The 26,176-nt window shown below is 72.7% G+C and carries 21 protein-coding genes; 11 read left to right on the top strand and 10 right to left on the bottom strand.

All coding sequences use genetic code 11. The features are described from left to right. The first annotated feature begins 172 nt into the window (after positions 1–172). The 5 genes from ACIRRS_RS28910 to ACIRRS_RS28890 all read left to right on the top strand — a co-directional run bounded on the left by ACIRRS_RS28910 (position 173) and on the right by ACIRRS_RS28890 (position 6,893). Positions 173–538 carry a hypothetical protein gene (locus ACIRRS_RS28910; RefSeq protein WP_402976561.1) on the top strand — a complete coding sequence of 122 codons (366 nt, stop codon included), beginning with the start codon at positions 173–175 and terminating at the stop codon, positions 536–538. A gap of 179 nt (positions 539–717) precedes the next feature. Beyond that, the gene (locus ACIRRS_RS28905) at positions 718–1,623 is read left to right on the top strand and encodes a polysaccharide lyase (RefSeq protein ID WP_402976559.1); all 906 of its coding nucleotides are present in this window, start codon (positions 718–720) and stop codon (positions 1,621–1,623) included. Positions 1,624–1,636: 13 nt separating this feature from the next. Next, positions 1,637–2,356 (top strand): TSUP family transporter, encoded by a 720-nt coding sequence (locus ACIRRS_RS28900; RefSeq protein WP_402976557.1) that lies wholly within the window; start codon positions 1,637–1,639, stop codon positions 2,354–2,356. Positions 2,357–2,705: 349 nt separating this feature from the next. Further along, positions 2,706–3,989, top strand: coding sequence for an MFS transporter (locus tag ACIRRS_RS28895; protein ID WP_402976554.1), 1,284 nt, complete (start codon positions 2,706–2,708; stop codon positions 3,987–3,989). Positions 3,990–4,205: 216 nt separating this feature from the next. Next, positions 4,206–6,893: a BTAD domain-containing putative transcriptional regulator gene (locus ACIRRS_RS28890; protein WP_402976551.1), complete on the top strand. Its 2,688-nt coding sequence runs from the start codon at positions 4,206–4,208 to the stop codon at positions 6,891–6,893. 11 nt (positions 6,894–6,904) lie between these two features. On the opposite strand, the gene ACIRRS_RS28885 is transcribed toward ACIRRS_RS28890, so the two are convergent. The 5 genes from ACIRRS_RS28885 to ACIRRS_RS28865 form a co-directional block, all read right to left on the bottom strand. After that, the gene (locus ACIRRS_RS28885; protein WP_402976548.1) at positions 6,905–7,843 is read right to left on the bottom strand and encodes a Gfo/Idh/MocA family protein; all 939 of its coding nucleotides are present in this window, start codon (positions 7,841–7,843) and stop codon (positions 6,905–6,907) included. A 103-nt stretch (positions 7,844–7,946) separates the two neighbouring features. Beyond that, positions 7,947–9,935 carry an Ig domain-containing protein gene (locus tag ACIRRS_RS28880; RefSeq protein ID WP_402976545.1) on the bottom strand — a complete coding sequence of 663 codons (1,989 nt, stop codon included), beginning with the start codon at positions 9,933–9,935 and terminating at the stop codon, positions 7,947–7,949. A 488-nt stretch (positions 9,936–10,423) separates the two neighbouring features. After that, positions 10,424–11,266: a carbohydrate ABC transporter permease gene (locus tag ACIRRS_RS28875; protein WP_402976542.1), complete on the bottom strand. Its 843-nt coding sequence runs from the start codon at positions 11,264–11,266 to the stop codon at positions 10,424–10,426. Then, positions 11,263–12,243: a carbohydrate ABC transporter permease gene (locus ACIRRS_RS28870; protein ID WP_402976539.1), complete on the bottom strand. Its 981-nt coding sequence runs from the start codon at positions 12,241–12,243 to the stop codon at positions 11,263–11,265. Before ACIRRS_RS28870 ends, ACIRRS_RS28875 begins: the two co-directional genes overlap by 4 nt. Continuing rightward, positions 12,221–13,510 carry an extracellular solute-binding protein gene (locus ACIRRS_RS28865; protein WP_402976536.1) on the bottom strand — a complete coding sequence of 430 codons (1,290 nt, stop codon included), beginning with the start codon at positions 13,508–13,510 and terminating at the stop codon, positions 12,221–12,223. Before ACIRRS_RS28865 ends, ACIRRS_RS28870 begins: the two co-directional genes overlap by 23 nt. Positions 13,511–13,798: 288 nt before the next feature. Here ACIRRS_RS28865 and ACIRRS_RS28860 point away from each other — a divergent pair, with 288 nt between their 5' ends. Together ACIRRS_RS28860 and ACIRRS_RS28855 are read left to right on the top strand one after the other, a co-directional pair. After that, positions 13,799–14,962 carry a serine/threonine protein kinase gene (locus ACIRRS_RS28860; RefSeq protein ID WP_402976533.1) on the top strand — a complete coding sequence of 388 codons (1,164 nt, stop codon included), beginning with the start codon at positions 13,799–13,801 and terminating at the stop codon, positions 14,960–14,962. Positions 14,963–14,967: 5 nt separating this feature from the next. Continuing rightward, positions 14,968–15,678: an HAD family hydrolase gene (locus tag ACIRRS_RS28855; RefSeq protein WP_402976530.1), complete on the top strand. Its 711-nt coding sequence runs from the start codon at positions 14,968–14,970 to the stop codon at positions 15,676–15,678. Here the strand turns inward: ACIRRS_RS28855 and ACIRRS_RS28850 are convergent. Then, positions 15,644–17,137 (bottom strand): N,N-dimethylformamidase beta subunit family domain-containing protein, encoded by a 1,494-nt coding sequence (locus ACIRRS_RS28850; RefSeq protein WP_402976527.1) that lies wholly within the window; start codon positions 17,135–17,137, stop codon positions 15,644–15,646. The genes ACIRRS_RS28855 and ACIRRS_RS28850 overlap by 35 nt on opposite strands. 214 nt (positions 17,138–17,351) lie before the next feature. Here ACIRRS_RS28850 and ACIRRS_RS28845 point away from each other — a divergent pair, with 214 nt between their 5' ends. Together ACIRRS_RS28845 and ACIRRS_RS28840 are read left to right on the top strand one after the other, a co-directional pair. Next, positions 17,352–18,224, top strand: coding sequence for a class I SAM-dependent methyltransferase (locus ACIRRS_RS28845; RefSeq protein WP_402976524.1), 873 nt, complete (start codon positions 17,352–17,354; stop codon positions 18,222–18,224). After that, positions 18,221–18,994: an N-acetyltransferase gene (locus tag ACIRRS_RS28840; protein ID WP_402976521.1), complete on the top strand. Its 774-nt coding sequence runs from the start codon at positions 18,221–18,223 to the stop codon at positions 18,992–18,994. Before ACIRRS_RS28845 ends, ACIRRS_RS28840 begins: the two co-directional genes overlap by 4 nt. On the opposite strand, the gene ACIRRS_RS28835 is transcribed toward ACIRRS_RS28840, so the two are convergent. Continuing rightward, positions 18,963–20,078, bottom strand: coding sequence for a hypothetical protein (locus ACIRRS_RS28835; RefSeq protein WP_402976519.1), 1,116 nt, complete (start codon positions 20,076–20,078; stop codon positions 18,963–18,965). The two genes, ACIRRS_RS28840 and ACIRRS_RS28835, sit on opposite strands and share 32 nt — an antisense overlap. Before the next feature lie 220 nt (positions 20,079–20,298). Between ACIRRS_RS28835 and ACIRRS_RS28830 the strand changes: the two genes are divergently transcribed. Then, positions 20,299–21,396, top strand: a complete 1,098-nt coding sequence (locus ACIRRS_RS28830) for a radical SAM/SPASM domain-containing protein (protein ID WP_402976516.1) — start codon at positions 20,299–20,301, stop codon at positions 21,394–21,396. Between the two features lie 108 nt (positions 21,397–21,504). Here the strand turns inward: ACIRRS_RS28830 and ACIRRS_RS28825 are convergent, their stop codons facing one another. From ACIRRS_RS28825 to ACIRRS_RS28815, 3 genes are read right to left on the bottom strand one after another with little or no spacing between them, the layout of a single operon-like run. Further along, positions 21,505–22,503 (bottom strand): mevalonate kinase, encoded by a 999-nt coding sequence (locus tag ACIRRS_RS28825; RefSeq protein WP_402976514.1) that lies wholly within the window; start codon positions 22,501–22,503, stop codon positions 21,505–21,507. Beyond that, the gene (locus ACIRRS_RS28820) at positions 22,500–22,994 is read right to left on the bottom strand and encodes an NUDIX domain-containing protein (protein WP_402976512.1); all 495 of its coding nucleotides are present in this window, start codon (positions 22,992–22,994) and stop codon (positions 22,500–22,502) included. The genes ACIRRS_RS28825 and ACIRRS_RS28820 overlap by 4 nt, the downstream gene beginning before the upstream one ends. Before the next feature lie 32 nt (positions 22,995–23,026). Further along, complete coding sequence (locus ACIRRS_RS28815; protein ID WP_402976509.1) at positions 23,027–24,043, bottom strand: NAD-dependent epimerase/dehydratase family protein; 1,017 nt, start codon at positions 24,041–24,043, stop codon at positions 23,027–23,029. Positions 24,044–24,362: 319 nt separating this feature from the next. Between ACIRRS_RS28815 and ACIRRS_RS28810 the strand changes: the two genes are divergently transcribed. Next, a complete protein-coding gene (locus ACIRRS_RS28810) occupies positions 24,363–26,054 on the top strand; it encodes an NAD-dependent epimerase/dehydratase family protein (protein ID WP_402976506.1) in 1,692 nt (563 codons plus the stop codon). Positions 26,055–26,176 lie beyond the last annotated feature (122 nt).

Raw genomic sequence — 26,176 nt, 5'->3', positions numbered from 1 at the left:
TTTTACTCCCGCCATCGATCGTGGCAGCTGGTCAGATCATCCGACCCGGCCCGTCCGAAAGGGTGCCGGAGAATCGATTCCTCTTGCGCTGCCTGAGGTACACCGCGCTTTCCGTCGGGAACGGCGGGAAATGTAGTGCGCCTCCGAATCGACACAGCAAAGGAAGATCGAGTTGAAGCGCATCCGCATGGCCGCCCTCGCGTCCCTGGTGGCCCTGGCCGCCGGTGCGGGGATCTCCGCCGCACAGGACACCGGGCCCCGTGAGTCCTCCCCGAAAGTCACCGCCGCACCGAAGTTCACGTCCACCGGCGTCAGCGGCACCCCCGAGTCGGTTCCCCCGGGAGAGGACCGCTCAGCCGCCGCACACTGCCCGGCGGGCACCGTACTCACCGGAGGGGGAGGCGGCTTCGAGAACAATGCCCAGGACGTCACCGTCGTCAACTCCGTTCCCGATATCGACTGGTGGATCGTCACGGGCTCCAACCACGGGAGCGTCCCCACCGACCTGGTCGCCTGGGCGGTCTGCATCACCCCCTGACCACGCCCTGATCGCCCCCTGGGAAATCGTTCACAGCGGCCCGCCGGTTCGTCCGGCGGGCCGCTTCCCGTTCGCCCGGGAGGCCGCCGCCGCACCTCCTGTCCCGTGAAACCGGCTCACGGGCCCACCACCGGATGGGGCATCATCGGTGCGAACTCGAACCTCGACCGAGGAGCCCCATGAACCGCCGCCCCGGGCGCACCGCCGCTCTCGCCGCCCTGGCCCTGATCACGGCCGCCGGCTGCGCCGCCTCCCCCTCGCACGCGCACTCCCACGCGGCGGCGGCGGCCACCCCGGTGGCGGCCGTCTCCGTGGCCCCCGGCGCGGTGGCCTGGCGCGGGGAGTTCCGCGACTTCGGCAGCGCGCAGTGGAAGCACGCGTGGGGCGCGGTGGACCAGGGCGCCTGGGGCGCGGCCGACTTCGCCGCCGTCGAGGACCCGTCCGCGCCCGGCGCGGGCGGCGCGCTCCAGGTGACGTACGGCGCGGGGTCCTCCGCCAACTCCTGCACCGACTGCCCCAACCCCGGCGGCGGCCAGTTCTACACCGACCTCAACAGCCTCGGCCTGTCCGCCCTCGCCCAGAGCCCCGTCCTCGACCTCAAGTACGCCGTGAAGTTCCCCGCCGGCCGCGACTGGGGCAAGGCCGGCAAGCTGCCCGGCCTCTACGGCGGGAGGATCGGCGAGGAGTCCGGCGGCACCCACGGCTCCGGCTGGTCCACCCGGTACATGTGGCGCGCCGCCAAGGGCACCCCGGACAACGGCGAGGTCTACCTCTACACGCCCACCAACTCCGGGCCCACCGGCTACGGCGTGGACGAGGGCCTCGGCGACTGGCACTTCCAGGCCGACGACCACTGGCACACCGTGGAGCAGCTCGTCGACCGCTCCACCGGCGACATCACCGTCTGGTACGACGGCCGCCAGGTCCACCACGCCTCCGGCACGGCGAGCGGCATCGCCGGGCTCCCCTTCGGCGGCGTGCTGTTCTCCACCTTCTACGGCGGCCACGACACCAGCTGGGGCCCGGCCTCCACCCAGCACGCCTGGTTCGCGGACTTCTCCCTCTCCACCGGGGCCCAGCACTAGAGAGGACGCCACCGTGTCCGTCGCTCTCCTCGGCCTCGCCGTACTCCTCGGCGCCTCCGTGCAGCGCCTCGCCGGGATCGGCTTCGCGCTGGTGGCGGCGCCCGTCCTGGTGCTGCTGCTGGGGCCGGGCCAGGGGGTGACGCTCTCCAACCTCGCGGCCGGGGTGATCAGCGCGGTCGGTCTGGCCACCACCTGGCGGCAGGTGCGTCCGCGCACGATGGTGCCGCTGATCGCCGCCGCCGCGTGCACCGTCCCGGCCGGGTCCTGGCTGGCGGCGAAGGTGCCCGCGCCCCAACTGCTGCTGATCATCGGCGGGTTGGTGAGCGCGGCCGTGCTGCTGGTGATCCGGGGCGTCCGGGCGCCCTCGCTGCGCGGGGTGGGAGGGGCGGTGGCGGCGGGCGCGACCAGCGGGTTCATGAACTCGGCCGCCGGGGTGGGCGGTCCGGCCGTCTCGCTGTACGCGGTGAACACCGGCTGGACGGCCCGGGAGTTCGTGCCCAACGCCCAGCTGTACGGCGTGGTGGTGAACGCCCTGTCGCTCACGGTCAAGGGCCTGCCCCATCTCGCCCCGCCCGCCTGGGCGGTGACGGCCGGGGCGCTCATCCTCGGCACCGCCGTGGGCCATGTGCTGGCGGGCCGGGTCGAGGAGCGGCAGGCCCGCCGGGTGGTGCTCGGGCTGGCCCTTGCGGGCGGGCTGGCGACCCTGACCAAGGGGCTGGCCGGGCTCATGTGACGGTCGTGCGACAGCGGGGCGGGGGCTCGACGCCCCCACCCCGCTGCGCGGTGAAGTCCCGTCTTTCGTGAGGTGATTCGACGAGGTCCGATTTTCTGGTCGGTACACCACTCGAAACGTGCAACGCGGCCGGGTTTCCGTCGCATTTCCTTCATATCTCAGCCCATTGGACGCGGACCAATGGAACATTGCCGACAAGACAGATCGGACGACAACTGAGCACCGTCACCGATCCGGCGCACACTCCGTCAGGGGGGACGACCCAAGGTCGGCCGAGGGTCCGCCGGGCGTTCCTGGGGGGTCGGTGAAAGCCCTCCTCCAGCTGAGGAGGCCATGCCATACTGCACCGGTGACGCCAACGAGCCTGGACACCCCGCCACCGCGCAGCACGGCCCAACTGGGCAGGAAGTTCCACCTGTTGTGGTCCGCATCGACCATCTCCTCGGTCGGTGACGGCATGCGGGACGCGGCCCTCCCCCTGCTCGCGGCGTCGCTCTCCGACTCGCCCGCGGCGGTCGCCCTCGTCAGAGCCGCGGCCACCCTGCCCTGGCTCGTGATGTCCCTCCACAGCGGCGTCATCGCCGACCGCTACGACCGCCGGCGATTGATGTGGACCATCGACTTCGCCCGCGGAGCGATCGTCGTGGCATTCGCCGCATGGGCCTTTCTCGCCACTCCCCCGCTGGCCGTGCTCGCGGTCCTCGCCTTCGTCCTCGGATGCGGCGAGACGATATTCATGAACGCCTCCACCTCCGCCCTTCCCGACGTCGTGCGGCAGGACCAGCTCGACACCGCGAACGGGCGGATGCACGGCAGCGTCATCGTCGGCGGCAACCTGCTCGGCCCCACCATCGGCACCGCGCTGTTCGCCGCGGCCGTCTGGGTCCCGTTCGGCCTCGACGGCGTCTCCTTCATCGTCGCCGCCCTGCTCGTCGCCGCCACCGGCCGCTCCGGCCGGGTCGCCCCGCGCAGCGACCGGCGGATGTCCGCCGAGATACGCGAGGGCGTGCGCTGGCTGTTCGACAACCGCGAGGTGCGGCTGCTCACCATCGTCTCCGCGCTCGGCGCCATGTCCTTCTTCATGGCGAACACCATGCTCGTCCTGCTCGTCACCCGGACGCTGGACGCCCCCGCCACGGTGTACGGCCTGGTGCTGGCCGCCAGCGCCATCGGCGGCACCGTCGCGAGCGCCGTCGCCGGGCGGCTGGCGCTCAAGATCGGCCGGGGGCTGCGGATCGCCCTCGCCTTCGGCCTGATGGGCGTGGCCTGGATCGTCATCGGCCTCTCCCCCACCTGGGAGATGGCCGCCCTCTTCCACCTCGTCGCGGGCTTCGGGCTGGTGATCTGGAACGTGCAGGCCACCTCACTGCGCCAGCAGGCGGTGCCCAAGGAGCTGCTCGGCCGGGTCAACAGCTGCTACATGATGCTCAGCCGACTCGGCATCATCGTCGGTACGGCGCTGAGCGGTTGGATCGCCGCCGCCACCGAGGTCCGGGTGCCGGTCGTGCTCGGCGGCGCCGTCCTGCTGGCCTGCGTGCTGCTCGTGCCCCGGCTGGCCCGGTTGGAGACCGCCTCGGCGCCGGCGCCCGCCGCGCAGCCCGTCCCCGCGCCCGCCGGGGACGCCGCCGAGTGACGCGGGCCACCGCCACCCCGTTGAATCCGTGCCGCAACCGGGGAACCGGAAGGCGGGTCGTACGCGTCCACCTGTTGTTCATGTCACCGGCCTACGGTTGGACCAGTCGGTGACTGGCATATAGCCACTGACTGGCCTATAGTCGCGGACCTGTCAGGTCAGCAAGCAACGAGGTGGCGCGGGGTGGATTTCCGGGTTCTGGGTGCGGTCACGGCGGTGACGCAGGACGGTCGCGACCTGCCCCTCGGCCCGGTCAAGCGGCGAAGCCTGTTCGCCATGCTGGCCCTGCACGCGGGCGCGCCCGTCACCGTCGAGCAGCTCACCGAGGCCCTGTGGGAGACCGACCCGCCCCGGCACTCCCGGACGGTCGTCCAGGGCCACGTCTCCCAACTGCGGACCCTCCTCGCCGAGTTCGGCGCGGCCGAACGCGGCGTCGAACTCCTCACCGAGGGCAACGCCTACCTCCTGCGCACGCCCGCGCTCGCCGTCGACGCCCACCGCTTCGAGCACCTGCTGCGCCGCGCCCGCACCGGCGCCGACCCGGCCGAGGCCGTCTTCGTCCTCGACAAGGCCCTCACCCTGTGGCGCGGGCCCGCGCTCGCCGGCACCACCACCAGCCCGCCGCTGGAGGCCGCCGCCCACGGGCTGGAGGAGCTGCGGCTCGCCGCCGTCGAGGAGCTGGCCCAGGCCCACGGCCTGCTCGGCCGCCACGGCGAGGCCGCCCGGGTGCTCGGCACCGAGGTGGCCAGGGACCCTTTGCGCGAGCGGATGGTCATCGCCCTGCTCAAGTCCCTCGGACGGGCCGGGCGCCGCGCCGAGGCCCTGGAGCTGTACCACCGCACCCGGCGCACCCTCGCCGAGGAACTCGGCGTCGACCCCTGCCCCGAACTCGCCGCCGCGCACGCGGCGTTGCTCTGCTCCCCGCCGCCGACCCCGGCGGCCGTCGAGCGGGCGGAGGCGGCCGTCGCCCCGCCCGTGCCCGTCCCCACCCAGTCCAGCGGCACCGGCAACCCGCCGCCCCCGCCCGTCCTGTCCCCGCACCTGTTCCCCCGGCGCCCGCGGGGGTTCTCCGGCCGGGAGGAGGAACTCGTCGCCCTCGACCGGGCCACCTCCGCCCCCGGCGCGATCGCCGTCGTCACCGGCAGCGCCGGCGTCGGCAAGACCGCCCTCGCCGGGTACTGGGCGCACCGCCGCCAGGCCGACTTCCCCGACGGCCGGCTCTTCGTCGACCTCTGCGGCTACAGCCCGATCCCCGCCCGGGACACCGGTGCCGTGCTGCGCGAACTGCTGCTCGCCCTCGGCGTGCCCGCCGAGCAGATGCCCGGCTCGTACCAGGGCATGAGCGCCCGCTACCGCGAACTCACGTACGGGCGGCGGATGCTGCTCGTGCTCGACAACGCCCGGCACTCCAACCAGGTCCGCCCGCTGCTGCCCGAGGGCGACGGCTGCGTCACCGTCGTCACCAGCCGCGACCGCCTCGCCGGACTGGTCGCCACCGACGCCGCCCGGCTTGTGCCCCTGGCCGAGCTGTGCCCGCCGCGCGCCATCACCCTGCTCTCCGACACCCTCGGCCCCGACCTCGTCTCCGCCGAACCCGAGGCCGCCGCCCGGCTCGCCTCCCTCTGCGACGGGCTGCCGCTCGCCCTGCGCCTGGCCGCCGCGCGGATCGCCAGCTGCCCGGCCCGGGGCATCGCCGCCCTGGCCGAGGAACTCGCGGACGAGCAGCGCCGGTTGAGCCTGCTCAACGTGGAGGACACCAGCCTGGCCGCGACCCTCGGCCTCACCGTCGAGCACCTCGCCGAGCCCGCCCGCCGGATGTTCCACCGCCTGGGCGCCCACACCGGCACCACCCTGGACAGCCGCACCGCCGCGGCGATCGCCGGATGCCGGCTGGACCGCGCCGTCGAGGCCCTGGACCAGCTCGCCGCCGCGCACCTGATCACCGAGACCGGCCAGGACGCGTACACCCTGCACGACCTCGTCCGGCTGTACGCCCGCAGTCTGCCGGCCGAGGGCGACACCGACGCCCTGCCCCGGCTGCTCGACCACCTGCTCGGCACCCTGCTCGCCGCCAGCGCCGCCGCCGAACCGGGCAGCGAGCCCTGCTGCGGGCCGCCCCCGGGCGCCCGACGGCCCGCCGAGGTCCGCCCGTTCCCGGACCGCGCCGCCGCGCTGGCCTGGTACGCCGCCGAGCGCGACACCCTGCGCGGCGCGGTGGAGGCGGCCGTCGCGGTCGGGCTCAACGACCGGGCCTGGCGGCTCGTCCTGCTCCAGTGGCCGCTGATCGTCTGGCAGGTCCGGGACGGCTGGGCGCCGCTGCTCGAACAGGGCCTGGCTGCCGCCGAGGCCGACCACGACCACGGCGCGCAGTCCCGCGCCCGGGCCCTGCTCGGCTGGGTGCTCACCGAGGAGGGCCGGCACGAGGAGGCCCTCGCCCAGCTGGAGCGCGCCCCCGACCTCGCCGCCCGCGCCGGCGACATCACCGGCGAGGCCGTCGCCCTGATCAACCTGGCCGTGGCCCTCGTCCGCGGCGACCGGCTGGCCCGCATCCACGGCCTGCTCACCCGGGCCCTGGCCCTCACCGAGCGCGGCGGGCGGCGCGACCTCACCGCCCTGGCCCGCCAGCACCTCGCCGAGCACTGCCTCACCGTCGGCGCCCACGTCGAGGCCGCGTACCACGCCTCGCGCGGCCTCGCCCTCGCCGAGCCGCCCTTCCCGGCGCTGCGCCACGTCGTGCTGCACACCCTCTACGGGCGCGCCCTGGCCGCCACCGGCCAGCCCGAACAGGCGCAGCACCACCTCGCGGAGGCGCTGCGCACCGCCCGCACGCACGACTACGCCGACGGCGAGTCCGCCGCCCTGGCGGCACTGGCCACCCTGCCGGCGACGGCGCGGGCGTCCTGAGGTTCAGGACGCTAGCCCGCGCGGTGGATCGTGGTCACCCGCTCGGTGGCCTCGAAGCCGAGCACCGGGTCCGGCCGGCCCGACAGCAGGCTCGCGTAGAGCGGCCGGTAGTGGGCCACCTTGCGGTCCGTCCGCCCGTCGTTGCCGAAGGCGGCGAGCAACTCGCCCTCGTGGACGGCGAATCCGGTCATCGCGGTGTGATCGAGGAACAGCTCCACGCCGGAGCGCCCGAGCGCCAGGCTGCTCTCCTTGCTGCTGGCGCCCGTCAGCCAGCTGCTGCGCAGCCGGGCCGTGCCCGTCTCGCCGCGGGAGCGGAAGGCGACGGTGCACCAGGCGCTCATGCCGCCGTCCAGCTGCTGGGCGGAGAGGAGCCCGGTGAGCTCGACGAAGCGGGTGAGCATGCTGAGCTGGTTGACCCCGGAGTCCGTCCAGCTGCTGCCGTACGAGGCGCGGGCCTGCTCGCCGCGCTGGACGTACGGGTCGTGGAAGGCCGAGGTGATGGTGGTGACCGGCCCCCACGCGGGGTGCGAGGCGAGCTGTTCGGCGGCCCAGTCCACCTCGGGGGAGAACGCGAAGTGGTGGGCGGTGAACAGCCGTCCGCGCAGGTCGGTCTGCTCGCCCAGGGCGCGCAGCCGGTCGAGGGAGGCGAGGTCGTGGACGAGGGGCTTCTCGGCCAGGACGGTGGCGGTGGAGCGCAGCAGGGCCAGGGTGACGAGGTCGGCGTGCGTGTCCGTCGGGGTGGCGAGGACGATCAGGTCGGGCCGGTGGGCGTCGAGTGCTTCGGCGAGCCCGGTGTAGTGGGGCGGGGTCCCGCCCCGGAAGTCGACCGGCCCGGCCTTCGGGTCGACGGTGAACTCCAGTGCCACGTCCGCCCGTTCGGCCAGGACGGCGAGGTGGGTCCGGGCGATGATGCCCACCCCGACCAGCCCGACGCGTACCTCGTTGCTCATCTGCTCTCCTCCCTGATCGTCCCCACCCTAGAGCCGGTGCCGGGCACGGCGTCGGCCCCGGCGCCGTGGGGCACGGTGCCGGGGCCGTCGTTCGCGCGGGTGCTCAGCTCTCGCGGGCCGAGGTGTCGTCGATCAGGAAGGCGGTGGTCGGGTTGGCGCCGGTCTCGTGGGAGACGAGCTTGAGGCCGATCGTGGTCCCCCAGCCGACCTGGCCGATCACCGGGGAGAGGTCGACCGACTGGTACTGGTAGCCGCCGGCCGCGTTCTGGCTGCTCCACGTCTTCAGCGTGCCGATCGGCTGCCCCGTGTACTGGTTGATCGCCACCAGGGACAGCGTGTCGGGCGCGGAGGCGGAGGTGTTGGTGGACTCGACGTCCAGCCAGAAGGAGAAGGTGGCCTGCCCGTAGCCCGGGTAGGTGTTCAGGTACGCGGTGATGGAGTCGTCCGTCCCGGTGTTCTGGCCGAGCCAGGCGTACCAGGAGCCGGAGTGCGGCGCGTGCAGGCTGGACGGGGTGATGATGTTGTACCCCGACGGGCCCCAGGCGTCCGTCATCACGGTGTGGTTGACGTCGGCCGAGCCGTTCTCGAATCCGGCGTCGGTGAGCTGCTCGATGGAGCCGCAGCCCGGTCCGCCGGAGGTGCTGACGTTCTCCCAGAAGCCGGTGGACGCCGCCTTGCCCGCGCTGTCCGTGGCCGTCACGGTGACCCGCTGGTAGCCGGTGGTCGCCGAGGCGGTGCCGGAGATCACGCCGCTGGTCGCGTCGACGGCCAGCCCCTGCGGCAGCCCGGTGGCGCTGTAGGTGAGGGCCGAGCCGGTGCTGGACACGCCCACCGCCGGGATCGACAGCGGCTGCCCGGCCTTGTCGTTCCGGTCGCACATGGTGCTCACCGAGACCGGCGGGCTGGTCACGATCGGGTCGGAGTCCGTGCACAGGTGGTCGGAGTTGGACCACAGGGTCTGGAGCGGGAAGCTGCCCGTCGACAGGTTCTCGAAGAACAGTCCGCCGTTGGAGCCCTTCGGGATCCAGGCGCACTTGTCGCCGATCTCCTGGCCGGTGGCGTCGGTCCAGCCGCCCGGGGTGTTCGGGTCGGACACCGTCTCCGCGTACTCGTGGCCGCCGATGATGCCGTAGCCGTCCAGCCGGCCCCGCGGGGTGTTCTCGCCGAACCAGTTGGTGCCGCAGCCGGCGACGTCCGTCAGGTACGGCATGTTGGTGTAGGCGAGTTGACCGTACGGAGAGCGCTGGAAGTCGTGCCAGGCGCAGTAGCCCAGCTCCTTCCACTTGTCCGGGTCGGTGCCCTGCGGCGAGTCGATGATGTACTGGACGTTGCGGTTCTGCGCCTCGGTCAGGTTGCCGAAGTGCTTGGCGGCGGCCAGCGCCTCGGCGCCGATCTGCGGTTCGGTGGCGGACTGCGGCGCGGCGGCGGCGTTGTCCACCCAGACGCCCGCGAGCACGCTCCCCTGCTGCGGGTACGGGATGTGCGCGGACCCGGCCGGGCACTGGACGGAGCCGGCGGCGATGCCCTCGCAGTACTGGGTCAGGACGGCGCTCCAGCCGTCGCCCTTGCTGCCGAGGCCCTTGAAGAAGTCCTGCTGGTACGGGGCGGCCTGGTCCGGGTCGCCGGTCGTCGCGACGTCACCGGCCGGGTTGGTCGACGGGGTGCCCCACTGGGAGCCCCAGAGCACCAGGTAGACCTTGGGCGCGCCGATCACCACACCGGTCGACTCCTGGCCGCCCTTGTAGGTGACCTGGAGGTCGTACTCGTTGGCGACGTTGCCGTCGCCGTTCTTGCCGGAGCCGGGGTCGGCGCCGTCCACCAGCTGGGGAGCCTTCTTGGTCCCGGTGTTCGCAGCGGCGACCGGGCCGGTCCTGGCCGCCTTGGCCCGGCGCGGGCCGGACTTCTGCGGGGCGGCGGCCGTCTTCGGGGTGCCCGGCTGGGCCACCACGGTGACGGCCGGCGCGTGGGAGTCGGCGGTCGCGGACAGCGGGCTGCTCAGCGCGGCTCCGGCCAGCGCGGCCGCGAGGGCCACGGCCGCTGTTCGCGGGCCGCGCCGGGCGCGTTCGGGCAGGCGGGATCGGAATCTGATCACAGGTCGGGTTCCGTCTCTCGTGACGTGGGGGGGGGGGGGGAGGCAACGCTCGATGCGGCGCCCACGCGGAGTCGACTGATCGCCAACGGGGCGCGGTGGGGGACGGGGAACCGGATCTCACCCGGGCGCCGCTGTGCAATGCGCCATATGATATTTCACTGATGGGCGCGCACAAGGGCCCGTACGCGACGCCCGAGGGCTCCGCCCGCCCCTCCGGCACGCCGCCCGACGGCGGCCCGACCGCTCCCTGGGACGGCGCCGCGCCCGCCCCGTCCGGCCCGGTCGCCCACGCACCGAAGCCGCCGACTCCGACGCGCCGACTCCCCGGCCGGGCAAGGATTTTAACCGCCCCTTACCGGAGCCGACCTCGTCTTGGTCATCCGACCCCATCCGACCCCATCCGACCCCATCCGGCCCCCAGGAGCACCGGCCGCCCCGCGCCCGACGCGCGCATGCGGCCACCGGCAGTGCCCCTGGGCCCGGTCGGCTCAGCCCCGGATGGCTCCCGTGGCCAACCCGGCCGCGATCCGCCGCTGGACGAGGAGGAAGGCGACGACCACCGGCAGGGCGGTCAGGGTGGCACCGGCCATCAGGCCGCCGTAGTCCGTGCCGAAGCTGGTCTGGAAGGAGACCAGCCAGATGGGGAGCGTGCGCTTGTCGTTGCTGGAGAGCAGGACGTACGCGAGGACGTACTCGTTCCAGGCCTGCACCAGGCCGAAGATCGAGGTGGCGACGAGACCGGGGGCGAGCAACGGCAGGGTGACGCGCCGGAACGCGCCGAGCCGGCCGCAGCCGTCCACCATCGCGGCCTCCTCCAGCTCCGGGGGGATGGCGACGATGAACCCGCGCAGCATCCAGACCGTGAAGGGCAGGGCGAAGGCGAGGTAGGTGAGGACCACCCCGGCCAGGGTGTCCGTCAGGGCGAGGTCGTTGAGCAGCAGGTAGACGGGGATGACGAGGGCGATCAGCGGAATGGTCTGGACGCACAGCAGCACGAGGACCAGCGCCCGGCGCCCGGCGAAGGCGAACCGGGCCATGGCGAAGGCGGCGAGGGTGCCGACGACGAGCGAGATCAGCACCGTCGCCACGCCGATGACCACGCTGGAGCGGACGTTCTCCCAGAAGGTGTCCGAGCCGATCGCCCGTCGGAAGTTGTCCAGGGTGAAGGGGCCGGGCCAGAACTGCGGGGGCAGGTGGAGGATCTGGCTCGCGGGGCGGAACGCCGTCAGGAGCATCCAGTAGACGGGGAAGGCCATCACGGCGGCCGCGATCAGCCCGGTGGCGTCGGCGAGGCGGCGGTTGCGGCGCCGCCTCCCGTCGGTGGTGCTCATTCGACCTCTCCCGTCCGCAGGATCTGGCGCAGGTAGAACCCGGAGCCGACGAGCAGCAGCAGGACGGTGACGATGGCGATGGCGGCCCCCGCGCTGTAGCGGTTGACGGCGAAGGACTCGATGAAGGAGTAGACGCCCAGCAGGTAGTAGTCGCGCTCGGGCTGGCCGCCGCGCATCAGCCAGATCTGGCTGAACGCGCCGAAGTCCCAGATCGCCGACAGGGCGGCGACCACCACGAACAGCGGCCTGATCATCGGGAAGGTGACGTGGCGGAACAGAGCGAACCCCCGGGCGCCGTCGACCCGCGCGGCCTCCTCCAGCTCGGCCGGCACCTGGACGAGCGCCGCGTGCAGGGTGATCGCCGCGAACGGGATCGCCCCCCAGACCACGACGGCGACGATGACGGCGTAGCCCTCCCAGGGGTTGCTGAACCAGTTGTGGCCCCGGAAGTCCGAGCCGGTCAGCTCGCCGAGCAGCCAGTTGACCACGCCGTAGTCGGCGTCGGAGAGCCAGCGGAACACCGAGGCGGCGACCATGAACGGCATCGCCCACACCGCGACGAGGACGCCGACGATCACGGCCCTGACCCAGGTGGAGACCGACCGCAGCAGCAGCGCGAAGCCCAGCCCGCCGACCATGGTGAGCGCGGCGCAGACGAAGGCGAAGGCCACCGTCCGGACGACGACCACCCAGAAGAAGCCGTCGGACAGGACGGCCTGGTACTGGTCGAGGCCGACCCAGGGCGGGGAGGTGCCCGCGAACAGCTCCTTGCGGGTCATGTCCTTGAAGGAGAGCAGCACCATGTCGAGCAGCGGGTAGCCCAGCACCAGCAGCAGGGTCCCGATCATGGGCGCGATCAGCAGGTACGGGGTGGCCCGCTTCGCCACCCGCCGCCGCCCGCCGGGGGCCCGGCCCGTGCGCACGGGGGTGCGCAGGGCCGGCCCCGCGGCCGGCTCAGTTCTTGTTGATGACGGCATCGATGCGCCCGTCCGCCGTCTTGGTGGCGTCCTCCACCGAGTGCTTGCCCGTGGCGATGTCCTCCAGCATCTCGGGGAGGATGTTGGCCTTCTCCACCGCGACCCAGCCCGGCGCCTGGGGGGTGACCCAGCCGCGGGTGGCGGCCTTGGCGGCGGGCCCGTTGACGCCGCCCGCGTCCACCTCGCCGAGCTGCGCGCTGTTGTTGGGCAGGGTGTTGGCCTTGATCAGGCGTTGCTGGGACGTCCGGTCGGTGAAGAGCTTGATCCACTCCTGGGCGAGGTCCTGGTTCTTGGACTTCACGGGGACGGCCAGTTCGGAGCCGCCGAGGAAGGGCGGCAGCGGACCGCTGCCGGAGGGGCCGGGGAAGGCGAAGGAGGCGAACTTGCCCTTGAGGTCCGGGTTCCCGCCGCCCTGCGGGTCGGCGGCGGAGTCGGCCTCCCAGGTGTTGCCGTAGAAGACGCCGACCTTGCCCTGGCCGACGACGGCCGGCTCGTCGCCGTTGTCCTTGGAGCGGTCGCCCACGTAGTACGCGTCGATCAGCGCCTTCCAGGCCTTGAGCCCCTCGACGGACTTGGGGCTGGACAGGGCGCTCTGCCACTTCCCGTCCTTCTTGACGGCGATCTCGCCCCCGGTGTCCTTGACGAAGGCCATCGCGGCGTACCAGTAGCGGCCGGGCATGTAGAACGCCGAGAAGGCCTTGTCCGCGGCGCCGAACTTCGCCTTGAGCGCGTCGAGGTCGGAGATCAGCTCGGGGTAGGTGTCGGGCGCCTTGGTCAGACCGGCCTGCTGGAAGAGGTCGGTGCGGTAGATGCCGACCCGGGCGCCGACGTAGTAGGGCACGCAGTAGGTCTTGCCGTTGTCCTCGCAGGGCTCGCGCAGGGCGGGGAGCCACTGGGCCGACTGGTCGAACTTCGCCGGGTCGACGGTCGCGAAGGCGCCGTTGACGATGTAGTTGACCGTCTCGCTGTTGCCCATCTCCACGACGTCCGGCACGTCGCGGCCGGCCAGGGCGGCGTCCAGTTTGAGGTTCTTGGTGGTCCACTGCTGGTACTCGACGGCGACGTCCGTGCCCGGATGCGCCTGCTTGAAACGGGTGTTGACGGTCTCCACCAGATCCGGCCAGCTCTCCTGGGCGTCCACCATCAACCAGACGGTGAGCTTGCCCGAGCCCTTGGACGTGCCGGAGCCGCTCGAACAACCGGCCGTGCCCGCGAGCACGGCCACGATGGAGGCCGCGGCGACGACCTCTCGCAATCTGCTTGTCATGTCTGCTCCTCTATCCCGCCGACTGCCGGTCGCAATTACCCAAGAGAGAGTCAACTCACGCTGCTGGTACCGACTTTCGGCCATCACCGGCAACACCAGTCGACTGACGACACATCAGTTCAATGGTCTAGACACGTGGGGTTATACCTCCGGCGGCATAGTTTGCCGCCGACCCCTGTCAACCTCGACAATGACGCAAAGGTCACCACCGGCAATCGAGCCACTCTTGACGGTCACCACCCCTGGCGGCACGGTGGCTTCACCAACCCCTACCGAAGGGTGCGCCACGTGACCGAGCGCAGCGCGCAGACCACGGACGCGACCGAACGGCCCCTCAGGGTCAACTCCTGGAACGGCTGGGACCCCCTACGCCATGTGATCGTCGGCCGCGCCGACGGCACCATGGTCCAGGCCCCCGAACTCGCCGTCCGCCGCGACTACCCGGACGACGGCTTCCCGCTGGGCACCTACGGGCCCATGCCCGAGGACATGACCGCGGCGGCCAACGAAGAGCTGGACAACTTCGCCGAGCTGCTGCGCAAGCGCGGCGTCCGCGTCGACCGGCCCACGCCCATCGATTTCAGCGCCCCCGTCTCCACCCCCGAGTGGACGCAGGACTCCATGTTCGGCTGCATGCCGCCCCGGGACCTCCTGCTCACCGTGGGCAACGAGGTCCTCGAAGCGACCATGTCCTACCGCAGCCGGTGGTTCGAGTACCTCTGCTACCGGCCCGTCCTGCAGAAGCTCTTCGACGCCGACGAGAAGATGCGCTGGGAGGCCGCCCCCAAGCCCCGGCTGACCGACGCCTCCTTCAACCCCGGGTTCTGGGACGTGTTCAACTCCCAGACCACGGAGGAGCAGTTGGCGAGGGTCCGCGACTACGACCTGGTACTCACCGAGGCCGAGCCGCTCTTCGACGCGGCCGACGTCGCCCGCTTCGGCAAGGACCTCTTCGTCCAGCTCTCCTTCGTCACCAACCGCAGCGGCTACGACTGGCTCAAGCGGCACTACCCCGAGCACCGCGTCCACGCGGTGACCTCCACCAACACCCACCCGCTGCACATCGACTCCACCTGGGTGCCGCTGCGCCCGGGCCTGGTGCTGCACTGCGGGGAGCGGCTCGCCGACCCTGAGCTGATGGAGTTCTTCAAGCTCAATGACTGGGAGATCGTGGAGGCGGTGCAGCCCGCGAGCTGGGACCACCCGCCGAAGCTCTCCTTCTGCAGCCCCTGGCTGGCGGCCAACATGCTCAACCTCGACCACAACACCCTGTGCATCGAGGAGAAGGAGGTCCACCTCTCCGAGCAGCTCTCGGGCTACGGCTTCGAGATCGTGCCGGTGCCGTTCCGCGCGGTCGGCCCCTTCGGCGGCGGGCTGCACTGCTCGACCGTCGACATCGAGCGCGAGGGCGGGATGGAGGACTACTTCCCGCGGCGGTACGGGAAGTACTGAGGCCGATGGCGCGCACCCGGGGCGTGATCTTCGACTTCTACGGAACGCTCGTCCGCATGGTCGCCCCCCTGCCGCCCAGCCACGCGTCGGTGTTCGACCGGCGCGGGCTGGGCGCGCAGGGCGCCCTCTGGGGCGACCAGTGGTCCGTCGGCCCGGCCGACGGGGAGGAGCACACGGCCGAGTCGGTCAGCGAACAGGCGTACCACACCTGGGAGTTGAGCCGACTCAGGACCAGGGCCGAGGGCTGCGGCGTACCCGCCGACCAGCTCGACGGCCTCGCGGCCGACCTCGACGCCGCCACCAAGGCCATGCGCCTGGAGGCGTACGGGGACGTCCGCGACACGCTCGCGGACCTTCGCCGGCGCGGGCTGACGGTGGCCCTGTGCTCCAACTGGTTCTGGGACCTGGAGGGAGCCGTCGCCGCCGTCGGGCTCTCCGACCTGGTGGACGTGGCCGTCACCTCGGCGCAGGCCGGGGTGCGCAAGCCCCATCCGCTCATCTTCCGTACGGCGCTGGAGGGTTGCGGCCTGCGCGCCGAGGAGGCGCTGTTCGTCGGCGACGCCTGGGGCCCGGACGTCGAGGGCCCGCTGGCCGTCGGCATGCGGGCCGCCCACCTGTGCCGGCCGGACGCCGCGGTGGACTTCGGACAGGCCCCGCCGCTGCTCGACGGGGCCGTCCGGATCAGCTCCCTGTCGGCGGTGGCGGACCTGCTGTGAGGCCCGTCGTCCCCGAGGTGCGGTGGCGCAGGCGGTCGAGCAGGTTGCGGGTGACCTGCTCGACCGCCGCGTCCTGTCCGCGCCCGACGACGGTGGGCCAGTCGGTGGTCCCGGCCGTGAACACCGTCCCGCCCCGGGTGTACAGGCCCATGGTGGCGGCGCGCGGGCCGGTGGCTCCGGCCTCGCGCTCCGGGCAGTTCCAGTGGCTCCACGCCATGGTGTGGAAGTCCGCGTTCACCGGGCGCAGCACGTGCAGGCCGAGGATGAGGAAGGAGTCGGGGGTGCCGTCCGCGCCGGTGGCCCGGGCCACGCCGTCGGCGTCGTAGGCGAAGGCCGCGCCGTCGCACTCGTACCCGATGAGCGGGGTGCCCGCGCCCAGCGCGTCGGCGGGGCCGCCGTCGGAACCGTCGCGCAGGCCGGTGCCCCGGTAGACCCAGTGGTCGGCGTGCTGGACGGTGTAGCCGTCCAGGGGGCGGTCGCCGGGCCATGCGCCGGGCCACATGCCGCCGTTTCGGAAACTCACGCCGGTGAGGGAATTCTCCGGTTCGCCGATTCCGTCCGGTTTATCGGCCCACCAGAGGTCGGTGGCCGGGAGGTGGGGGTAGACCCCGCCGACGTGGTGATCGGTGTCGGAGACGAATGCCGTGTCGTCGTCGGTGAGGTGAACGCGCCACCAGCAGGTGTTGGCGCTCAGGAACGCCACGTTTCCGCCGCCCCCGACGAAGGATTCCACGCGCTCGCGCATGGCGGCGCTCCAGTATTCGTCGTGGCCGACGCTCAGCAGCAGATCGTAGGAGTCCAGTAGTTCGGGATCCCGGTGCAGATCGAGGTCGGTGCAGTATTCGACCGGGTATCCGTTCCTTTCCAGCCAGGCGATGAACGGGGCGTCCCAGTACGCCAGGTCGATGATGCCGCCGGGCCGGCGCATGCTCAGCTTGTGGCCGCGCGGGCCGCCGTCCTCCCCTGTGCGGTGGACCGGGTTGTCGTAGAGGCTGGCCGCGCGCTCGGCGGCCGGGTGGTCGGCGCGGTTGTAGGCGTGCCGGGTGAAGCTCGACTTCTTGTACAGGATGCGGGAGTGCCGGCCCGGCTCCACGGGCCTGACCACGAAGTACTCCCGTTCCGGGCCCTCCAGGGTGCCGGCGTCCAGGACCGGGTCACCGCCCGCGCCCTCCTCCACGAAGACCGCCACGTAGATCCCGGGCGCCCAGTGCGCGGGGACCTCGTACGCGTACGCGGGCCAGTCCCAGTCCACCGACGGGTCGGCGTGGCCGGCGACGCCGTCCGGGTGCGGCGGCGGGGGCCGGTGGACGCCCGTCAGCCATTCCGTGCGGCCGACGAACTCCACCGCCCGGCCGAGCCGGTAGAAGCAGACCCGGAAGGCCGCCGATCCGGTCGAGACGTGAAATGCGAGCGTTTCCCCCGCGACGACGCTCTCCCTGCCGAAATATCCCTCGATCACACCGTTCCCCCAGCATGGTCCGATTTCCCGAATGAACGGACGGTCACGTTACCGTGCGTCCCGCGAGGTGCGTACCACGGACCTTTCCACGGGCCGGAGTTCGGCCAAGGAACGCGCCGTTCCGGACAAGCCTCCACGGAAACGACTGCCGCCTCCCGAGCGCGGGTAGCGGAAATCGGGCTTCACCACACCACCTCCTGCCGAGGGGAATCGGATGAACGACCGGATCGACAACCGGACGGACAGCAGGCTGCACGTCCGCGAACTGATTCTGGGGATCGAGGGATTGGCGCTCCTGCGCAACGCCGTCGACGGCGACGAGGCCTTCCTCAAGGCCCGCGTCGAGGAGATCCGCAGGTTCGCCACGCAGGACGAGGAGCCGATGCCCGACGCCGAGGCGGCGGTGGACGAGCTCGACCTCGCCGGCGGCTACGCGGAGTGGGCGCAGCGGTACGACACCCTGCCCAGCTCCTTCATCCAGGTCGAGGAGCCGGTCGTCCACGGCATCCTCGACGGCCTGCCCGCCGGGGTCGCGCTGGACGCGGCCTGCGGCACCGGCCGCCAGACCGCCGCCCTGCTCGCCCGGGGCCACCGCACCATCGGGGTGGACCAGTCGCCCGAGATGATCGCCCAGGCGCGCGGGCGCTCCCCGCAGGCCGAGTACCGGATCGGCCGGCTGGAGGCGCTGCCGCTGGAGGACGACTCGGTGGACGTGGCCGTGTGCTCGATGGCCATGACGCACCAGAGTGAACTCACCACAGCCATCGGCGAGTTGGCCCGGGTCGTCCGGCCCGGCGGCCGGATCGTCGTCTCGGACCTGCACCCGATCGTCATCGCCCTCCAGGGCCAGTGCGTCTTCGTGCGCGGCCCGGGCAGCCTCGGGTTCGTCCGCAACAACCTGCACCTGCCGGGGCAGTACCTGGCCGCCTTCGCCGCGGCCGGCCTGGACGTCCGCGCCTGCCACGAGCCGCTGTTCAACGGCAGCCTGGCGCCCGGCGGTTACGAGGAGTTCGTGGCCGACGCCGCCCGCGCCGCCTGGGCGGGCCTGCCGCTGATGGTGGTCTGGGACGCGGAGGTGCCGGCGTGAGCGGGCGGGAGGAGCACTGGATCACCGTGCGCCACAGCGAGCGCCCGGAGCTGTGGGACCGCATCCCGGCGGACTTCGCCGGCGTGGTGCCGGAGTACAACCTGCACGGGGACATCGGGGACCTCTACTGGGACCGGATGTTCGCGGAGTTCCCCGAGTACCAGTTCCTGCTGTACGACGAGAAGGCCGACGCCGTCCTCGGCACCGGCCGCTCCCTCCCCCGCGCCTGGGACGGCACGCCCGCCGGGCTCGGCGACGGGCTGGACGCGTCCATCGCGGCCGCCTTCGAGGAGCGCGCGGCCGGGACGGCGCCGACCGCCCTGTGCGCGCTCGGCGTGGAGGTCTCCCCGGTGCACCAGGGGCGGGGCCTGTCGAAGGTGCTGCTGCGGGAGCTGACGGTCCTCGCCGGCTCGGCCGGCCTGGACACCGTCATCGTCCCCGTCCGGCCGACCCACAAGGAGCTCTACCCGATCACCCCGATCGAGCGCTACGCCGCCTGGGCGCGTGAGGACGGCTCGCCCTTCGACCCCTGGGTGCGCACCCAGGTCAAGGTCGGCGGCATCCTCGGGCACGGCACGGCGCGGTCCTCGCGGATCACCGGGACGGTGGCCGAGTGGGAGTCCTGGACGGGCCTGGAGTTCCCCGAGGACGGCGACTACGTCTTCCCCCACGGCCTCGCGCCCGTCCGGATCGAACGGGCGCGGGACCTGGGGACCTACTGGGAGCCGGGGGTCTGGATCACCCACGACGCGCGGGCTCGGCCCAGCTGAGCAGGTCGCGGCCGCAGTGGATCGCGCTCCAGGCGTACTCGGTGAGCAGCGCCGCCTGGCCGGGGGTCACCCCGGGGCGCTGCTCGGCGGGCAGGCTGGCCAGGCCCAGGGTGGAGACGGCCCGCTCGCGCAGCCGCTCCAGCTCGGGCCCGGCGGCAGCGCCGTCCAGCCGCGCCTCCACCGCCCGGGCCTGGGCGCCGAGGAGCAGGGCGTGCAGCCACAGCTCCTCGGCGTACCGGGCTCCGAAGGCGTCGGCGACCTCCCGTACGGCCCCGGCCGGCCGGTGGGACGCCTCCAGCTCGCGCAGCGCCTCCTCCGTCAGCCCGGTCTGCGCCAGCGCCTCCCGCCAGGGGACGTGGGCGGAGGGCCCGGTGCCCCAGGACAGCTGGAGGAAGCCCTCGCCGTTGCGCATGTACGGCAGCCAGTCCGGCCGCTCCAGCACCGGGCCGTCGGCCAGCAGCGGCCGGGCGGTGGCCTCGTCGACGGGGCAGGCGGCCTTGCGCACGCCCTGGGAGGCGTGCCCGTTGATGCTGCTGGTGCCGGTGTGCTCGGCGACGTTCGGCACCGCCAGCAGGGCCATCCGGCCGCCGGGGCGCAGGAAGGCGGAGAGCACCTCGTCGTCGTGCCGGTCGCTGCTGCGGCCGCCGAACTCCCGGTAGCGCGCGGCCATGTCGACGGGCAGGCAGACGGCCAGGGTGGGCGTGAACTCCTGCGGCACGCCGCGCACCCAGGCCGCGCCGGCCAGGGCCGCGAGGCGGGAGAGGGCGCCGTTGCGGGCGTGCCAGTTGGTGTAGAAGACCAGCGCGTCCTCGGGGAAGCGGGCCGCGGCGCGGGTGACCAGGTCGAGCAGGGCGGCGGGGGCGGCCACGTCGTCCTGGACCATCAGGTGGTGGGTGGCGTCGGGGGCAGCCTGCCCCCAGGCCACCAGTGCCGTGCGCAGCGCGGAGGGGCCGGCGTCGGGCGCCGGGTCCACGGCGAGGTTGCCGACGCCGAGCCAGGCCGCCAGCTCCTCGGCCTGCGGCCGGCGCACCGGGTGGGTCATCACGGAGGCGCTGACGCGCGGTGCGGCGGGTGCGGCGCTCATCTCGGGTGCTCCTTCGTCGTACGGCGGGGGGCGGGGTGAGGTCGTCCGGTGATCGATGGTGGCAGATTTCGAAAGGGCGGCCCGCGTGACGAATGGGAATCGGCCGGAAAAGGGCTCCCGAAATCGGCCAAGAACACAAGGTGTCCGGAACTCGATGCCTAGTCCCGGCCTTTATGGGCAGGGTAGGAGAAGCTATGAGCCCGTACACCGAAGGAGAACCATGGGTGCCGATCGTCTCGACCTGGTCTCCAAGCTTTACCAACCGTCAAGCTGGCCGAGGATATTGGAGGTGGCCGCCGGTTCCCGTTCCAGCGCCCCGCTCGTCGTCGATCTCGACCCCACTACTTTCTGCGACCTGGCCTGCCCGGAGTGCATCAGCGGGAAACTCCTGAACCAGGGCCGTTTCACCGCGGACCGCCTGTCCGAACTCGCCGGGGAACTGGTGGAGATGTCCGTCCGCGCGGTCATCCTCATCGGTGGCGGGGAACCGCTCGCGCACTCCGGGACCAAGCGGGTGCTGCGCGTCCTCGGCGAGGCCGGGATCGCCATCGGCGTGGTCACGAACGGCACGCTGATCAGGCAGAACCTCGATGAACTGGCCGCCTACGCCTCCTGGGTGCGGGTCTCGATGGACGCCGGCACCAGTGCCACGTACGGCGTCTTCCGGCCGGACCGCAAGGGCGCCAGCGTCTTCGACAAGGTGGTCGCGAACATGCGTCTGCTCGCGGAGGCGAAGACCGGGGCGCTCGGGTACTCGTTCCTCGTGATGTCCCGTACGGAGGCCGACGGGAATACTGTCAGCAATCACCACGAGGTGCTCACCGCCGCCGAATTGGCGCACGACATCGGCTGCGATTACTTCGAGGTCAAGGCCATGTTCGACGACGACCACCACATCGTTCCGGTCGCCGATTCCCTGCTCGCCTCCGTCGAAGATCAATTGGCGCGGGCGGCCCGACTGGAGGATGACGCATTCCAGATCGTCAACTCCTCCACGCTGCATTCCCTGCGGGCGAACCGCGGGCCCGTGCAACCGAAGGACTACGAACGCTGCCGGATCGCCGAATTGCGAACCCTGGTGACGCCCTCCGGCGTGTACGCCTGTGCGTACCACCGGGGCAACGAGAAGGCGAAGATCGGTGACGCCGTCACCCAGAGCCTCGTCGAGATCTGGCGGGACTCCGACCGCGGTCTGGTGAACCCGAGCGCGGACTGCCGGTTCCACTGCGCCCGCCACGCGTCCAACCTGGAGTTGGAGAGGATCGGCGAGGGCAACGGCGCCCCCGTCCTGGACTCCGACTACGACCCGTTCATCTGACCGCCTGACCACCTGATCGCGTGCCCCTCTCCCTGCACCGGCACGCGCCCACGACAACGGCGCCGCCGGCCCTCCCGAGGACGGGAGGGCCGGCGGCGCCGGTCTCGGTCAGACCCGGGGACCCGCGGCCCGTACGGGCATCACCCGGACGTCCGGGTGGCCCTCGAAGGCCGTGCGCAGCCGGGCGGCCGTCCGCTCGGCCTCCTCGGCCGGGCAGACGCCCACCAGGGCCCCGCCGCCGCCCGCGCCGCTGAGCTTGAGCGGCTGGCCGACGCGGTCCCGGGCGAGGTCGCGCAGCGTCTCCAGGAACGGCGTGGACATCGCCTGGAAGTCCCGCATCGCCACGTGGGCCCGGCCCATGGCGGCGCCGAGGCCGTCGAGGTCGTGCGCACCGAGGGCCTTCCAGACCTCCTCGGAGGCGGCGTCGGCGGTGGCCAGGTAGTCGGCCAGTTTGGCGTCGCCGTCGGCGAGTTGGGCCCGGACGATCCGGATGTGGTCCCCGGTGGACTTGGCCGTGGCGGAGTCCACCACCAGGACCGTCCAGTCCTCGGGGAAGAGCGCCCGCTCCCGGATCACGGGCAGCCCGGTGGGGCGGCCCTCCAGCAGCAGCGCGCCGCCCCGCAGGACGGCGACCTGGTCCATGCCGCCGCCGTTGAAGACCAGGAACTCGAAGTGGTACGCCCAGTGGGTGACGGTCTCCACGTCGACCTCGCCGGTGCGGCCGAGGGCGGCGAGGTAGGCCTCGAACAGCGCGACGATCAGCGCGGTGGAGGAGGACAGGCCGCTGGCGGCCGGGGCGTCGCTGCCGACCCGGACGGCCGGGGGCCGCTCGGGCAGGCCGTGGAGGCGCTCGCGCAGGTAGTCCCACACCTGCCGCGCCCAGTCGCCGCCGTCGGAGCCGTTGCCGGAACCATTGCCGTTGCCGAAGCCGCCGTCGGAGGTGCCCCCGGGGGCCTGTGGCCCGTCCGGGAGCACCTCCACCGTGGTCGTCAGGTCGAGCGCCACGCTGACGCTGCGGCCGCCCAGCCAGTCCAGGTCCTCGCCGGACAGGCAGGCCCGGCAGGGCACGACCGCGCGCGCCCCCCTCAGGGGTCCGTCGGCGCTCACCGGGCCTGGAACCTTCCCGTGTCGACGAAGCGCCGGTACAGCTCCAGCACCGCCGCCGTCGCCCGGTAGAGCGGCTCCGGCGGGTTCCCCGGGTCGAAGAACTCGGCGCGCAGCACCTCGTCCTCCCCGGGCGCGATGCTCCCCGTCCAGCGGTGGGCGGCGAAGCACAGCGCGAAGCACTGGGCCACGTCGCCGCCCGGGTAGGTGAGCGTGTGGAGGTCGGGGTCGGAGAAGGAGGCGAACGGGACGAGATCGTCCTCCTCGACGCGCAGTCCGGTCTCCTCCTCCAACTCCCGTACGGCGGTGGCCGCGAAGGTGTCTCCCTCCTCACAGGCCCCGGCGGGAAGCTCCCACAGGCCGTTCTCCCGCCGTTTCTGGAGCAGGCAGCGCCCCTGGTCGTCCACGACGAGCACCTGGGCGCCGGGCAGCAGGAGCAGCTGGCTGCCCACCTTCTGCCGCAGCTTCCACACGTACGAGCCGACGTAACTCACGCACTCTCCCTACCTGTTGGGCCCGGTGCCGCTCAGGCGGTCCGGTCGGCCGCCGTGGCGGCGAGCCACTGGGGGACGGCCTGCGGGTTGGCCTGGAGCCAGCGTACGTACCGCTCGACGCCCTCGCGGACGCCGATCCTCGGGGTGTACCCGAGCAGGTCGCGCATCCGCTCGGTGGCGGCGTAGCCGCCGAGGGGGTCGCCCTCCGGGAGCGGGGTGACGATCTGGCGCGAGCCCGGGAAGTGCGGGGAGATCATGTCGGCCACGTCGCGCACCGAAGTCGGCCTGCCCGTACCGACGTTGATGATCTGCCCGGCCGCCCGTTCCGCGACGAGGGCGAGCACGGTCGCGGCCGCGATGTCCTCCACGTGGACGAGGTCGCGGACCTGGACCCCGCCGCCGTTGAGGTGGATCGGCAGGCCGAGGTGGGCGTGCATGGCCATCCAGGCGACCATCCAGGAGTGGCTGCCGGGCTTGGGGATCTGCGGGTCCCCGTAGACCGAGAAGTAGCGCAGCACGGTGAACTCGGCCTTGTCCGGGCCGACCAGCATCAGCCGGGCCTGGTGCTCGGCCCACAGCTTGGTGTTGGCGTACACCGAGACGGGGACGAGCGGCTGGTCCTCGTGGAACACCTGCGGGCCGGTCACGTCCGGGCGGCCGTTGCCGTAGACGGCCGCCGAGGAGATGAACACCAGCCGGCGTACCTGGGCGGCGGCGATCTCCTCCAGCACGGTCTCGGTGCCGCGCACGTTCGCCTCGAAGGCCACGTCGGGGTGGCGGGTGCAGGCGGCGACGTCGGCGTAGGCGGCGGCGTGGATCACGTAGTCCGCGTCCTTGACGACGCGTCGCACCGTGTCCCGGTCGCAGATGTCCCCCGCGACCAGATCGGCTCCGAGGCGGTCGAGTCCGAACAGCTCGCGGACGTCCTCGGGGTACGCGTCGAAGCGGTCCAGCACGGTGACGGAGGCCCCGGCCCGGCGTGCGAGCGCGACGACGCGACTGCCGACCAGACCACCTCCGCCCGTGACCACGACGTGGGCGTCCCGCAAGGCGCCGAGGCGCTGCAGTAACGATTCTTCTGATGCGGCGCCCTGGGATTCGGACCCCAGGGATGCTGCCTGCACGCTGGGCGCGTTCATCGGTTCCCCTCCGGTTCTGCGCGGGAGCGGTGGCCCCGAAAGCATGCGGTTGGTGCGCAGGAGACGACAAGAGTGCCTTTTCAGCCCTCCTGACACGTCATCAAGACGCCCTTGTTTCAAGGTCATCTCCGCCTGGTAGCGTCCCCGTGAGGCCGAACGGAGCGGAACGGGCGCTTCCGTCCCTTCCCCTCCGGCAGGCATGGGGACGATCAGACGCGGAGCGCCGGACATGCCTGGAACCAGCCCGACCCGCCACCGCACGAGCGGCTCGGTGATGACCCACCCCAAGCGGATCGAGGCGGCCCGCAGGATCGCCGCCGACGCCCCGCCCGGAGCGCTCTCCGTGGTCGTCGACCCGGACCCGACGGGCCGCCCCTCCGTGCTGCGCACCGCGCTCGCCGCCTGGTCGGCCATCGAGGAGGGCGCCACCCACCACCTCGTCGTCCAGGACGACATGATCCTCTCCGACGCCTTCTTCGAGCGCGCCCGCCTGGCCGTCGAGGCGATGCCGGACGCCGCGCTCGCCCTCTTCGCCCTCTGGGACTCCCGCAACGGCGCCGCCGTCCGCTTCGGCGCCCTCTCCGGCGCCCGCTGGGTCGGCGCCGTCGGCGAGTACTTCCCGTGCGTGGCCATCATCCTGCCGCGCGAAGTCGCCGCCGGGTACGTCGAGTTCGCGCGCCGGCACCTCTTCGCCTGGCCCGACGACATCCTGATGGACCGCTACCTGCGCGCCGCCGGCGTCCCCCGCTTCGTCGCCGTGCCCAACCTCGCCGAGCACGACGACCAGGGCAGCATCTCCGGCAACGCCTTCCGCGGCCCGCGCCGCTCCGTCTGCTTCCTCCCCGAGGACCGACCCGGCTCCGAGGAACTGCAACTGACTGACCTTCAGGTCATCCCGTACGCCAAGTACGGCGTCGCCCGCTGCGACGTCCGCCTCCCCGGCCCCGGCCGCCCGCGCTGGCTGCACATCGAGAGCGAGCAGTACCTGGAGGGCCTCGGCGTCCCCGTCGACCGCCTCCGCTCCCGACTGCCGCGCCCCACCCCGGGCGTCGACCCGCAGACCGCCTGGAGCACCTGGCTCACCGCCTACACCACCGGCCTCGTCCACCACGACCTGCCCGCCCTGCGCGAGCCCGACCCCGCCGTCCTCGCCGAGTGCCTCTCCACCCTCGGCCCCGGCGGCATCGCCCAGAACGGCACCGCCGAGGAGATCGCCGCCCTGCGCGACGGCCTCGCCGACCTCACCCGCCACGGCCTCCTCGCCGCCCGGGAGGACGGCCCCGTCCGCCCGCGCCCCCGCGCCGTGCTCCCCTCCTTCTCGCTCTCCCGCGCGGACACCCCCCTCGGCGAGCACCTCGCCCGCGGCCTCACCGACCGCGGCCACCGCCTCGCCGACCCCGCCGCCTCACCCGCCGCCCTCATCGAACTCCCCGACGGCACCGGCCCGTTGCTCGTCCACCGCCCCGGCCTGCCCACCCTCACGCTCCACCTCGGCGACCTCTACGGCCCGGGCGCCTCCCGCCACACCCCCCTCGGCCGCATGGTCTGGAGCGCCCTGCGCAGCCACCCCATCCTCGTCGAGGGCGACCCCGAGGCCCCCCGCCACCCCCTCCACGTCAACGACCTCTCCTCCGCCCTCTCCACCCTCCTGCGCACCCCGCCCGCCACCACCACCTTCACCCTCGCCCCCGACAAGCCCCTCACCACCCGCGACCTCGCCGAGACCGTCCACCGCGTCGTCCGCCCCACCCCCGTCGAACTCTCCCCGGCCCCCGCCGCCACGCCCACCACCCCTCTCACCCCGGCCCTCACCACGGCCCTCCCCCCGGGCTGGCACCCCACCGTCGACCTCGACTACGGCCTCCACTCCTTCGCCCAGTGGCTCGCCTACGAGGGCATCCACCTCCCCGACGCCGACTGACCTCACCGGAAACCGCGCCCGCCCCGCCCCGTCCGTGATCCCAAGGTTTCTGCAAGTCCCTTGCAGGGATTCGTCATCCGGCCCGGACACACCAGTCCATGGCCGGGCGGAACACCCGGCTT

Origin of the sequence: Kitasatospora sp. NPDC101183 (assembly GCF_044767945.1) — a bacterium.
In the GTDB taxonomy this organism is placed as follows: Bacteria; Actinomycetota; Actinomycetes; order Streptomycetales; family Streptomycetaceae; genus Kitasatospora.
Note: the sequence above shows the minus strand (reverse complement) of the source record. Positions and strands in the feature narration are given on the sequence as shown.